Source organism: Mycobacterium asiaticum, assembly GCF_001668675.1.
In the GTDB taxonomy this organism is placed as follows: Bacteria; Actinomycetota; Actinomycetes; order Mycobacteriales; family Mycobacteriaceae; genus Mycobacterium; species Mycobacterium asiaticum_D.
Window position 1 is genome coordinate 1 of sequence record NZ_LZKQ01000120.1, and the last position, 12,453, is coordinate 12,453.

Genomic DNA, 12,453 nt, shown 5'->3' on the forward strand with positions numbered 1-12,453 from the left:
CAGCGCCGACGGCAGCCAACTGGTGGCCGAGGTGTTCTTCAGCGCCCCGGCCAGCCGCGAACTCTACGACGCAATTTTTGCCCGGTGGTATGAACACGGTCTCGACGTCGAGATGGACCGGCTGGGCTTTCCCGGTGACCGCAACGACGTCGCGACCTACCTGGAACGGCACGGCTGGCAGGTGGCACGCACCCCGCTCAACGAGTTGTTGCTGACCAACGGATTTCGGCCGCATGCCCGGGACAACTCCGCCGACGAAACCTTGTTCACCGAGAATTACTACTGCACCGCGGTGCTGCGTCAGGAAAGGCCGCTTTGATGCCGAACAACGCCCCCAAGCCGCTGGACGGTTTCCGGGTCCTCGATTTCACCCAGAATGTCGCCGGGCCACTGGCCGGACAGGTGCTGGCCGACCTCGGCGCCGAAGTCATCAAGATTGAAGCGCCGGGCGGAGAGCAGTCCCGCCGCCTCACCTCGGTGCTGCCCGGACGGCCGCCGCTGGCCACCTACTTCCTGCCCAACAACAGAGGTAAGAAGTCGGTGGCGGTGGACCTCACCACCGACGAAGCCAAACAGCAGATACTGCAGCTCGCCGACACCGCCGACGTCGTGCTGGAAGGTTTCCGCCCCGGCGTGATGGAGCGCCTGGGCCTGGGGCCGGACGAGTTGCGGGCCCGCAACCCCCGACTGATCTACGCACGCCTGAGCGCCTTCGGCGGCAACGGTCCCAACGGCACCCGGCCCGGCGTCGACCTGATGGTGGCCGCCGAGGCCGGCATGAGCACCGGCATGCCCACCCCCACCGGCAAACCGCAGATCATCCCGTTCCAGTTGGTCGACAACGCCAGCGGCCATGTCCTGGCTCAGGCAGTGCTGGCCGCGCTGCTCAATCGGGAACGGCACGGGGTGGGCGACCTGGTGCGAGTGGCGATGTATGACGTTGCCGTAGGACTGCAGGCCAACCAGCTGACCATCCACCTGAACAAGCCCAGCTCCGAGGCCGCCAAACCTGCGGCGCCGGCCAAGAAGCGCAGAGGCGTGGGCTTTGCCACCCAGCCGTCGGACGCCTTCAAGGCCGCCGACGGATACCTGGTGATCAGCGCGTACGTCCCCAAGCATTGGACGAAGCTGTGCGAGGTCATCGGCCGGCCCGAGCTGATCGACGACGAGCGGTTCGCCGACCAGCGGTCCCGGGCGATCAACTATCCCGAACTGACCGACGAGCTGGAGTCGGCACTGGCCGCCAAGACCGCCGCCGAATGGGTCGAGCTACTGCAGGAAGCCGGCCTGATGGCCTGCCTGGCCTACACCTGGAAACAGGTGGTCGACACCCCGCTGTTCGCCGAAAATGACCTCGCGCTGCAGGTGGGCAGCGGCGACGACACCGTCACCGTGATCCGCACCCCGGCCCGGTACGCGACCTTCGATGCGGGGGTCACTGAACTACCCCCGGACGTGGGCGAACACAACGGTTTGTTTCTCACCTGATTATTTCAATGTGAACGCTAAACCAACTTTTTATTTGAATTACTCATGAATCACCGCGGAATTTGGCGCGGGGCACTGACCTGCATGGAGTATTTGAGCATACGGCTACAACGGGATTCACATATTTGCTGACGGCGATATGTGCGTTGCGTTCTGACGCCCGGCGGATACCGAAACCACCCGATCCGTTCACGCGTGTCGGGAAGGGTCTGCAGGACCGGCCCAAGGAGTTCTATGAGCAGCAGCGCTGTCAATGGTGCCCACGCGGCGCCCCAATCACACCGGATACGCGACAACCTGCGCTACGACGTACCGGCTTCGCTGGTCGTCTTCCTGGTCGCGTTGCCCCTCTCGCTCGGCATCGCGATCGCCTCGGGCGCTCCGCTGGCCGCGGGCCTGATCGCGGCGGTCATCGGCGGAATCGTCGCCGGTACATTCGGCGGTTCGGCTGTGCAGGTCAGCGGCCCGGCCGCGGGTCTGACGGTGGTGGTCGCCGATTTGATCCAACAGCTCGGCTGGGAAATGTTGTGCGTCATGACCGCCGCGGCCGGCGCCCTGCAGATCCTGTTCGGGGTGAGCCGGATGGCGCGCGCCGCCCTGGCGATTGCACCGGTGGTGGTGCACGCGATGTTGGCCGGCATCGGCATCACGATCGTGCTGCAACAGATCCACGTGCTGGTCGGCGGAACCGCCCACAGCTCGGCCTGGGAGAACCTGGTGGCGCTGCCCAACGGCCTCCTGCACCACGAATTGCACGAGGTGATCGTCGGCGGCACCGTGATCGCCATCCTGCTGGCGTGGTCGAAACTGCCGCCGAAATTACGCATGATTCCCGGCGCCCTGGTCGCCATCGTGCTGGCGACCGTACTCGCCAAGCTCGTCGGATTGGACGTCGAGCGCATCAATCTGTCGGGCAGCTTCTTTGACGCCATCGGGCTGCCGCAGCTATCGGACAAATCCCCGGGCGGTCAGCCCTGGACCCACGAGATCAGCGCCATCGTCTTAGGCGTGCTGACGATCGCGCTGATCGCCAGCGTCGAGTCGCTGCTGTGTGCCGTCGGCGTCGACAAGCTGCACAACGGCCCCCGCACCAACTTCAACCGGGAGATGATCGGGCAGGGCAGTGCGAATATGTTGTCCGGCTTGCTGGGCGGGTTGCCGATCACCGGTGTGATCGTGCGCAGTTCGGCCAACGTGGCCGCCGGTGCGCGCACCCGGATGTCCGCGATCCTGCACGGCGTCTGGGTTCTGCTGTTTGCCTCGCTGTTCACTAACCTGGTCGAACTCATCCCGAAGGCGGCGCTGGCCGGTCTGTTGATCGTAATCGGCGCCCAGCTCGTAAAGCTGGCCCACGTCCAACTAGCTTGGCGTACCGGCAATTTCGTGATCTACGTCATCACCATCGTGTGCGTCGTGTTCCTCAACCTGCTCGAGGGCGTAGCGATCGGCCTCGGCGTCGCGATTCTGTTCCTGCTGGTGCGGGTGGTACAGGCACCAATCGAGGCCAGGCCCGTCGGCGACGAGGCGAAGAAGTGGCACGTCGACATTGACGGCACCTTGAGCTTCCTGCTGATGCCGCGACTGACCGGTGTGCTGGCGACCCTGCCACAAGGCTCGGACGTGACACTGAACCTCAACGCGGACTACATCGATCACTCCATCTCCGAAGCGATCTCGGACTGGAAGGCGGGCCATGAGGCCGGCGGTGGCAAGGTGACCATTCACGAGACGTCACCCGCCGGCCTGTCCAGCGCGCATCACGCCCCGCCTAAGCGCCACATTTCCCGCTCGCTCCGGGAACCGTGGCCGTCGCGGCGCGACCACGACCACGAACATGAAGAGCCGTCGATTCGGCACGGCATCGAGGAATATCACCGCAACGGGGCGGGTAGGCTCCACCACCACGTTCCGGAACTGGTCGACTCACAGAACCCCGACACGGTGTTCATCACCTGTGCCGACTCCCGGATTCTGCCCGACGTGATCACCGCCAGCCGGCCCGGCGACCTGTACATCGTCCGCAACGTGGGCAACCTCGTTCCCACCCATCCCGACGAGCACTCCGTGGACGCCGCACTGGACTTCGCGGTCAACCAGCTAGGGGTGAGTTCGGTTGTGGTCTGTGGACATTCGTCGTGCCGCGCCATGCAAGCACTGCTCGATCACCATTCGGACCGCTCGGTTGACCATCCCGGCGCCATGGATCAATGGCTCGAGTACGCTGACGAGAGCCTGGCCCGCTACCGGGAGAACCATCCGGCACGTGCCAGCGCCACCTCCAATGGCCACCGCTTCAGCGAAGCCGACCAGCTGGCGATCGTGAACGTGGCCGTGCAGGTGGAAAGGCTTTCCCGCCACCCGATGCTGGCCGATGCGGTCGCCGACGGGTCACTGCACGTCGTCGGGATGTTCTTCGACTTCGCCACGGTGCATGTGCACGAGGTGACACCGGACGGGCTAGTGCACGAGGTCGAAGGGATTCCTACGCCCTAGCCCATCGGCGTCCTAGCTCTGCGGCAACCGCACCACCTGCAGGAAGAACTCGTCGATCTGCCGCACCGCGGTGATGAACTGGTCCAAGTCGACCGGTTTGGTGACGTAGGCGTTGGCGTGCAACTTGTAGCTGCGCAGGATGTCCTCCTCGGCCGACGAGGTCGTCAGCACCACCACGGGAATGCGGCACAGGTCGGGGTCGGACTTGATCTTCTCGAGCAGCTGCCGCCCGTCGTATTTCGGCAGGTTCAAGTCCAGCAGGATCAGGTCCGGCCGCGGCGCATGCTCGTACGACCCGCGCCGATAAAGGTAGTTCAACCCCTCTTCACCGTCGTGGGCTACGTGCAGCCGGTTCTTGAGTTTGTTCTGCTCGAAGGCTTCTCGGGTGATCAGTTCGTCTCCCGGATCGTCCTCGACGAGCAGGATGTCGATCGGTCTACCAGTCGGTACCATTGCTTGCTCCCTCTGCTGTGGCCAAGTGTTTTTCCGCCGCTTCCCTTTCGGCGGCGACAGGCAGCGTGAACTCGAACCGGGTCCCCCCGGTATATGACGTGTCGATCCGGATCGTGCCGCCGTGATGCTCGACGATCTTCTTGCACAACGCGAGACCGAGCCCAGTTCCGGTATACATGTCACGGCCGTGTAGGCGCTGGAAGATGACGAACACCTTGTCGGAGAATTCCTCCGCGATACCGATGCCATTGTCGGTCACGGTGATCAGCCAGTAGCCCTCTCGGTCATCGTTGCCTGGCCGGCAGTCGATGACGATGCGCGGCGGCTGGCCCTCTCGGCGGAACTTCATGGCATTGCCGATCAGGTTCTGCCACAGCTGTGTCAGAAGCGTTGAATCGCCGAAGACCTCGGGCAGCCGGCTGGGGCGTACGATCTCGGCGCCCGATTCTTCCTGCGCGGCAGCGAGGTTGCCCAGCGCCATATCCAGCGTGGTGTCGAGGGCGACCGCACCGTACTTGGTGTTCAACCGGCCGACCCGGGAAAAGCTGAGCAGGTCGTTAATCAGCACCTGCATCCGCTTGGCGCCGTCGACCGCGAAATTGATGTACTCGACGCCGCGTTCATCCAGTTTGTCGCCGTAGCGCTTCTCGAGCAGTTGGCAGAACGAGGCGACCTTGCGCAGCGGTTCCTGCAGGTCGTGGGAGGCGACGTAGGCGAACTGCTCGAGTTCGCTGTTCGAACGCAGCAATTCCTTTGCCTGCTCGTCCAATTGCGCTTGCGCCGAGCGTGATGCGTCGAGTTCCGCCACGATCCGCTGCCGCATGTTCTCCACGTCGACGGCGATGCCGCGGATGTCGGCCGGTCGCGCCGGGGGCGTAATGGAGTCGCCGAAATGGCCGTCCGTGATCCGCCGGCACGCCGCGGCCAGTTGCTCGAGCGGGCGGGTGACCGAGCGCTGCACAAGCAGGCCCAACAACGCCGCGGTGCCGATGAAGATCAGCACCATGGCGCCAAGCACCCGGTCGCGCCAGTCGTTCATGCGCTCGATTTTGGCGGTGCCGTCTTCCCGGGCGGCACTCAGATGCGCGGTCTGCACATTGAAAAGAGCACGAAGGTAATCGAATTCGGCCTTGCCGAGTGCCGACATGGCGCCCGGCAGCACGATCGGCTGGTTGGGGGTCACTCGGCCGATCAGGGGCTCGGCGTAGTCCCTGCGCCAATTGGCGGCCGCGGTCTCGACGGCGTTCAGGTCGGCGAGCAGGTCCTTGTGCCCGGCCAGCCGGTTGCGGATGTCTCGGGAAGCCGCTTCTTCGGCGCGTATCCCGTCGTAGTAGGGCGTCAAGAACTGCCGATCGGCCGAGATCAGGTAACCCCGCAGTCCCGTCTCCTGATCGCGCAACGCGGACTGCAGCTGGAAGGCCGCGACCCGCGCCGGTTGAATGTCGTCGCGCAGCGACCGCGACACCTCGTCGGTGCGCTCCAGCAGGATGGCACCGACCACCGCGCCGATCAGCACCAGCAGCCCCATCGTCGAGAGCACCAGGGCGAGCCACCCGCGCACGGTCAGGCGCGGCTTGTCCAGCGAGCCCGACGCGTCGCTTCTCACGTGGGGGTCCGCTCCACCCGGACCACGGCGATGTCGTCGGTCAGCCCGCCGTGGCTCTGCGCGAGTTGCTGGGCGCCGTCGATCAACGCATCGACGAACTGCGACCCGGGCAAATGCGCCTGGCTGCGTGCCAGTGCGAGCAGTCCGTCCTCACCGAGGCGTTGGTTTCCTCGGCCGGAGTAGCCCTCGAACAGCCCGTCCGTCAGCAACAACAATCCGCAGCCCGCCGGCAGCACCAGCTCGTGCTGCGGCCAGTCGTCACCGTGCAGACCCAACGCGCGACCGTAGGGCGGCTCAAGCCAGTCCACGGTGCCGGCACCGTGCAGCAGCATCCCCGGATGACCCGCGCGGACCGTCTTGACCGGATTGCTGTCGGGCGGACCGGGCGGGATGGCCAGGCTCAGCACGGTGGCGAACACACCGTTCTCGGCACGCTCGGCGTGCAGCACACGATCCAATTGCTTCATTTGCGCCGCGCCATGAATGCCGGCGAAAGTCAGTGTCCGCCAAGCGATCCGCAGCGCCGCCCCCAGCGCGGCCTCGTCCGGGCCGTGCCCGGCGACATCGCCTATCAGCACGTGGGTGACCCGGTCAGGGGTCTGCACGACGTCGTAGAAATCGCCGCACAGCAAGGCGTTCTCCCGGCTCGGCCGGTACCGGGTGACGATGTCGACGCCGGGGTTGTCCAGCAGCAGCGGGGAAGGTAGCAGGCCGCGTTCCAACAGGGCGTTCTCGCGGGCGCGGACCTGGCTGGCCTGCAGGTCGGCGGCGATCAGTTCGGCACGCTTGCGTTCGATCGCATACAGCAGCGCCCGCCGCAGCATCTCGGGTTCGACGCGCCCCTTGACCAAATAATCCTGCGCACCCGCGGCCACAGCGGACGCGCCGAAGTATTCGTCATTCAGGCCGGTTAGCACGACGATGGGAACGGTGGAATCGCTTTTCAGGATGCGATCCAGGGCGTCGATCCCGTTGGCGTCCGGCAGGTTGAGATCCAGCAGCACGCAATCGGGACGGGCCGAGGCCAGCATGCGCTCCGCGTGCGCGATCGACTGCGCCCAGACCACCTCGATGTCGGCGACCGCATCGGCGATCAGGTCTTCGACGAGGACCGCGTCGGCTCGGTCATCTTCGACCAACAATAGGGACAACGACTGCCAGCTGGGCGCCGGGGCAACGGAATCACCTACCGACAACAAGTTCCGATCACCTCATACCCTCCTGGGCAGCCGGAAAACTCCATGTCCGGAAAACGCGTGGCCGACCATCCCGACTGGTGGCTCAATCGCGTGGACCTGGTCAGCAGGATCCTATGCGGTGGGTTGGGTTTTGCCGCACGGTTTGGGAAAGTCAGCGCAGTAATGCGCGCGACATCACAACCCGCTGGATTTGGTTGGTGCCCTCGTAGATCTGGGTGATCTTGGCGTCGCGCATCATCCGCTCGACCGGGAAGTCGACGGTGTAGCCGGCGCCGCCGAACAATTGCACGGCGTCGGTGGTGACCTCCATGGCGACGTCGGAAGCCAGACACTTTGACGCGGCCGAAATGAATCCGAGATTGCCCTCGCCGCGCTCCGCGCGCGCCGCCGCCGAGTAGACCATGAGCCGGGCCGCCTCAACCTTCATCGCCATGTCGGCGATCATGAACTGCACCGCCTGGAAATTACTGATCGACTGGCCAAACTGCTTGCGGTCCTTGGTGTATGCGATCGCCGCATCCACCGCACCCTGGGCGATGCCCACGGCCTGGGCGCCGATGGTGGGACGGGTGTGGTCCAACGTGGCGAGCGCCGTCTTGAAGCCGGTGCCGGGCTCTCCGATGATCCGGTCGCCCGGGATCCGGCAGTTCTCGAAGTACAACTCGGTCGTAGGCGAACCCTTGATGCCCAGCTTGCGCTCCTTGGGACCGACCTCGAAGCCCTCGTCATCGATGTGCACCATGAACGCCGAGATGCCGTTGGCGCCCTTGTCCGGATCGGTCACGGCCATCACCGTGTACCAGGATGACTTGCCGCCGTTGGTGATCCACGCTTTGGCGCCATTGAGGATCCAGTCGTCGCCGTCGGCCTTGGCGCGGGTACGCATGGACGCGGCGTCCGAACCTGCCTCCCGTTCACTCAGGGCGTAAGAGGCCATCGCCGTCCCGTCGGCGACCTGCGGCAGCACCTGCTTTTTCAGCTCTTCGGAGCCGCGCAGGATCAGGCCCATGGTGCCCAGCTTGTTGACGGCGGGGATCAGCGACGCCGAGGTGTCGACCCTGGCGACCTCCTCGATGACGATGCACGCCGCCACCGAGTCCGCGCCCTGCCCGCCGTACTCCTCGGGCACGTGCACCGCGTTGAATCCCGAGGCGTTCAGCGCGTCCAACGCCTCTTGCGGGAACCGGGAGTTCTCGTCGACGTCGGCGGCGTGCGGAGCAATCTCCTTCTCCGCCAGCGCCCGGATCGCGGCCCGCAACTCCTGGTGCTCTTCGGGCAGTTGGAACAGATCGAACGACGGATTTCCGGCCCATCCAGCCATCTTTGAGACCTCCTAGCCTCTTGCTACTCGCGGGTAACTTTACCCTGCAGCTGTTGTAACGCCGCATCCTTGGCTGCGACCGTCTCCGCCAGCTGATCCTGGAACGCCACCACCCTGGCCCGCAGTTCCGGATCGGACGCCCCCAGCATCCGCACCGCCAACAGGCCCGCGTTGCGGGCGCCACCGATGGACACCGTGGCCACAGGTACCCCGGCCGGCATCTGCACGATCGACAGCAGAGAGTCCAGACCGTCGAGGCGCGCCAGCGGCACCGGCACCCCGATCACCGGCAACGGCGTCGCGGCGGCGACCATGCCGGGCAGATGCGCGGCTCCCCCCGCGCCGGCGATGATCACCTCGATGCCCCGGTCGGCGGCCGCCCGGGCGTAATCGAACATCACGGCCGGGGTGCGATGCGCGGACACCACCCGCACCTCGTGCGGGATGTCGAATTCGGCGAGCGCCGCGGCGGCGTCCTGCATCACCGTCCAGTCGCTGTCGCTGCCCATGATGACCCCGACGCGGGGGCTATTGGTCATGCGGATCCCATCCATCCGTCCACTCGGCATGTGACAACCAGTGTGCCGCCAGTTCGGCGCGTTCCCGCAGCTCGGTCAGGCCCTGCGCGTCCACGACATCCGTGCCGACGAAGTTGATGTGGCCCACCTTGCGGCCGGGCCGCTCGGTCTTGCCGTACAGGTGGACCCGGGCGTCAGGCATCCGGGCGAACAGGTGATGCAGGCGTTCGTCGACGGTCATCGCCGGTTCCTGCGCGGCGCCCAGCACGTTGGCCATCACAGTCACCGGTGCCACCGCGTCGGTATGGCCGAGCGGATAGTCCAGAACCGCCCGCAAATGCTGCTCGAACTGGCTGGTCAGCGACCCGTCCATGGTCCAGTGCCCGGAATTGTGCGGCCGCATCGCCAACTCGTTGACCAGCAGCGAACCATCGACCCTCTCGAACAACTCAACGGCGAGCACCCCGACAACCCCCAGTTCCCCGGCCAGTCGCAACGCCAGCCGCTGAGCCTCGGCGGCCACTTCCTCGGGCAGGTCAGAGGCCGGGGCGATCACCTGGACGCAGATGCCGTCCCGTTGCACGGTCTCCACCACCGGCCACGCCGCGCCCTGGCCAAACGGTGAACGGGCAACCAGCGCCGAGAGCTCGCGCCGTAATTCCACCCGCTCTTCGATCAGCGCTGGGACGCCGCCGGCAAGGTAGTCGCGGGCGATGTCACGCGCCTGCGCAACGTCGTCGGCAACCCGCACACCTTTGCCGTCGTATCCGCCCCTGGCCGCCTTGACCACGATCGGCACGTCGACGGTCGCGGCGAAAGCGTCCAGCTCGTCGATGCCCTCGGTGCTCTCGATGCCCAGGTACCGCGGCACCGGCGCGCCGAGTTCCTCCAGCCGCCGCCGCATGACCAGCTTGTCCTGGGCGTGCAGCAACGCTCGTGGTGGCGGGGCCACGTTGATGCCCTCGGCGACCAGCTTGTCCAGCAGGTCGGGCGGTACGTGCTCGTGGTCGAACGTCAGCACGTTGGCCCCCGCCGCCACCCGGCGTAGATCCTCCAGATCGGTATGCGAACCGATCACCACATCGGGGGAAACCTGGGCGGCAGGCTCGTCGGCGGTGTTTGCCAGCACCCGCAGGCTCTGCCCCAGGGCAATGGCGGCCTGATGGGTCATTCGGGCCAGTTGGCCGCCGCCGACCATGGCGACAAGGGGGGTGCGGGGACTTGGCACGGCGTTCATGTTGTCACGGTTCCTGACCGGCGTGTTTGCCGGCTGGGCCGCCAAATTGTTATGTACCATTTTGCGCCGGTTTCGAGATCAACCGTAGACTGGCGCACTGTGTCCTTTGCCGATGCCACAATTGCGCGCCTCCCCGGGGTCCTTCAACCCTTCGCGATGCGCCACCATGAGCTGATCAAATTCGCCATCGTCGGCGGCACCACATTCATCATCGACTCAGCAATTTTCTACACGCTGAAGCTGACAATTCTGGAACCCAAGCCTGTCACCGCCAAGGTGATCGCCGGCATCGTCGCGGTCATCGCGTCGTACGTGCTGAATCGGGAGTGGAGTTTCCGGGACCGCGGTGGCCGCGAGCGTCACCACGAGGCGCTGCTGTTCTTCGCGTTCAGCGGTGTGGGCGTGCTGCTGAGCATGGCGCCGCTGTGGTTCTCCAGTTACGTCCTGCAGCTGCGCGTTCCCAACGTGACGCTGACGGTGGAAAACCTGGCCGACTTCCTGTCCGCGTACATCATCGGGAACCTGCTGCAGATGGCGTTCCGGTTCTGGGCGTTCCGCCGCTGGGTGTTCCCCGACCAGTTCGCGCGGAACCCGGACAAGGCGCTGGAGTCCGCGCTGACGGCGGGCGGGATTGCCGAGGTCTTCGAAGACGCGATAGAAGGCGGGTTTGAAGAGAGCAACGTCACGGTGCTGCGGGCGTGGCGCAACCGCCGTGCCAGCCGGGCGACGAGCCGGGCGGGGTCTCAGCTCGGCGACTCCTCCGAGCCCAAGGTGTCGAAGACTTCGTGATACAGCAGCGCGTGCACCTCTCGTAGCCGCGGAATGTTGTAGAACTCCAACGGGTCCTGTGACGCCGACTCGATAATCAGCGTCCCGGTCCGGAACATCCGTTCGGAGATCCGGTCGCGGAACTCCACGCTGTTGATCCGGGCCAACGGGATGTCGATGCCACTGCGGGTCAGCACACCGTGCCGGTACATCACCCGCCGGTTGGTGACCACGAAGTGCGTGGTCAGCCAGGTCAGAAACGGCCACACCGTCAGCCAGCCGATAATGATCAGCCAGATTCCCCAGATCACGCCGTACAGGATCTTCTTCGCCATCGGCTGCCACTGGGTGGATTCGACGAACCCCGTGCCCAGGGCGGCCACGCCGGTCAGCAGGATCAGCACCAGAATCGGCAGGATCAGCCGCTTCCAGTGCGGGTGGCGATGCAGCACCACTTTCTCACCGGCGGCCAGGGCGTTGTCCGGATAGCTCATTCCGTGACCTTAATCGCCGGTGGAAGCCTTCAGCTCGGATTCAGCGCAGATGCACGACGTCGCCGGCGGATACCACCACCGTCTGGCCCGATTTGCTCGCGTCGTTGGGATCCCAGGTTTCCAGGCACAACCGGCCCTGTTCGTCGATATCGCGGGCGATGCCGACCAGCGCCTGACCGCCGGGCAACTCGGCGCGCACCCGGGAGCCGATGGTGAGGCTGCGGGCCCGGTAATCATTGGCCAACCGGGAGTCGGCGCCCGACGCCGCGCGCCAGCCGGCGATGCGCTCTCCCAGTTCGCGCAGCAACCGGCAGGTCAGCACGGTCCGGTCGGGGTTCACGACGCCCTGGTCCAGCAGCGAGGTGGCACCGGGCCCCTCGACGTCCGCGGGAACCTCGCTGACATTGAGGCCTACCCCGATCACCGCGAAGGGGTGCGCGACCTCGGCCAGGATGCCGGCCAACTTGGCGCCGTTGGCCAGCACGTCGTTAGGCCACTTCAGGCCCGCCTCGACGGTGCTGACCCCGGCAACCGAGTCGACCACGGCCAGGCCGGTGGCCAGCGACAGCCATCCCCAGGCCGCGGCCGGGACGTCGTCCACCCGCACCCCGACCGACACGGTGATCTGCGCCCGGGGCGATGCGGACCAGCCACGGCCGTGACGGCCCCGTCCGGCGGTCTGGTGCTCGGCGATCAACACCGCGCCGTCGATATCGGCCCCGGACGCCGCCCGCGCCAGCAGGTCGGCGTTGGTGGAGCCCGTTTCGGCAACGACGTCGAGTTGCCGCCAGTACGACGAGTCGCCTATCACCTCGGCGCGCAGCGCGGACTCGTCGATCGGCGGAGGGAGCTGATCGCGGTCGGTCACCCGGCAAG

At 65.9% G+C, this 12,453-nt stretch carries 11 protein-coding genes and 1 pseudogene; 4 read left to right on the forward strand and 8 right to left on the reverse strand.

Annotation, left to right across the window (positions count from 1 at the left end; genetic code table 11):
• The 3 genes and pseudogenes from A9X01_RS30460 to A9X01_RS10480 all read left to right on the forward strand — a co-directional run.
• Positions 1-319, forward strand: a pseudogene (locus tag A9X01_RS30460) (SAM-dependent methyltransferase); the annotation flags it as partial.
• Positions 319-1,488, forward strand: a complete 1,170-nt coding sequence (locus A9X01_RS10475) for a CoA transferase (protein WP_065120699.1) — start codon at positions 319-321, stop codon at positions 1,486-1,488. The pseudogene A9X01_RS30460 and the gene A9X01_RS10475, both read left to right, overlap by 1 nt.
• A gap of 234 nt (positions 1,489-1,722) precedes the next feature.
• Positions 1,723-3,981 (forward strand): SulP family inorganic anion transporter, encoded by a 2,259-nt coding sequence (locus A9X01_RS10480; RefSeq protein WP_065120700.1) that lies wholly within the window; start codon positions 1,723-1,725, stop codon positions 3,979-3,981.
• 12 nt (positions 3,982-3,993) lie between these two features.
• Here A9X01_RS10480 and A9X01_RS10485 read toward each other — a convergent pair whose 3' ends face one another.
• The 6 genes from A9X01_RS10485 to A9X01_RS10510 all read right to left on the reverse strand — a co-directional run bounded on the left by A9X01_RS10485 (position 3,994) and on the right by A9X01_RS10510 (position 10,315).
• Entirely contained in the window at positions 3,994-4,434 is a 441-nt protein-coding gene (locus A9X01_RS10485) for a response regulator (RefSeq protein ID WP_065120701.1), read from the reverse strand.
• Positions 4,418-5,962, reverse strand: coding sequence for a sensor histidine kinase (locus A9X01_RS10490; protein WP_081282309.1), 1,545 nt, complete (start codon positions 5,960-5,962; stop codon positions 4,418-4,420). The genes A9X01_RS10485 and A9X01_RS10490 overlap by 17 nt, the downstream gene beginning before the upstream one ends.
• 74 nt (positions 5,963-6,036) lie before the next feature.
• Positions 6,037-7,191 (reverse strand): PP2C family protein-serine/threonine phosphatase, encoded by a 1,155-nt coding sequence (locus A9X01_RS10495; protein ID WP_065120703.1) that lies wholly within the window; start codon positions 7,189-7,191, stop codon positions 6,037-6,039.
• Between the two features lie 199 nt (positions 7,192-7,390).
• Positions 7,391-8,560 (reverse strand): acyl-CoA dehydrogenase, encoded by a 1,170-nt coding sequence (locus tag A9X01_RS10500; protein ID WP_065120704.1) that lies wholly within the window; start codon positions 8,558-8,560, stop codon positions 7,391-7,393.
• 23 nt (positions 8,561-8,583) lie between these two features.
• The gene (gene purE / locus A9X01_RS10505) at positions 8,584-9,099 is read right to left on the reverse strand and encodes a 5-(carboxyamino)imidazole ribonucleotide mutase (protein ID WP_065120705.1); all 516 of its coding nucleotides are present in this window, start codon (positions 9,097-9,099) and stop codon (positions 8,584-8,586) included.
• Positions 9,089-10,315, reverse strand: a complete 1,227-nt coding sequence (locus tag A9X01_RS10510; RefSeq protein ID WP_065120732.1) for a 5-(carboxyamino)imidazole ribonucleotide synthase — start codon at positions 10,313-10,315, stop codon at positions 9,089-9,091. Before A9X01_RS10510 ends, purE begins: the two co-directional genes overlap by 11 nt.
• Positions 10,316-10,414: 99 nt before the next feature.
• Here A9X01_RS10510 and A9X01_RS10515 point away from each other — a divergent pair, with 99 nt between their 5' ends.
• A complete protein-coding gene (locus tag A9X01_RS10515) occupies positions 10,415-11,104 on the forward strand; it encodes a GtrA family protein (RefSeq protein WP_065120706.1) in 690 nt (229 codons plus the stop codon).
• On the opposite strand, the gene A9X01_RS10520 is transcribed toward A9X01_RS10515, so the two are convergent.
• Positions 11,059-11,577 (reverse strand): PH domain-containing protein, encoded by a 519-nt coding sequence (locus A9X01_RS10520; RefSeq protein ID WP_065120707.1) that lies wholly within the window; start codon positions 11,575-11,577, stop codon positions 11,059-11,061. The two genes, A9X01_RS10515 and A9X01_RS10520, sit on opposite strands and share 46 nt — an antisense overlap.
• A gap of 40 nt (positions 11,578-11,617) precedes the next feature.
• Complete coding sequence (locus tag A9X01_RS10525) at positions 11,618-12,445, reverse strand: biotin--[acetyl-CoA-carboxylase] ligase (RefSeq protein WP_065120708.1); 828 nt, start codon at positions 12,443-12,445, stop codon at positions 11,618-11,620.
• Positions 12,446-12,453: the final 8 nt, after the last annotated feature.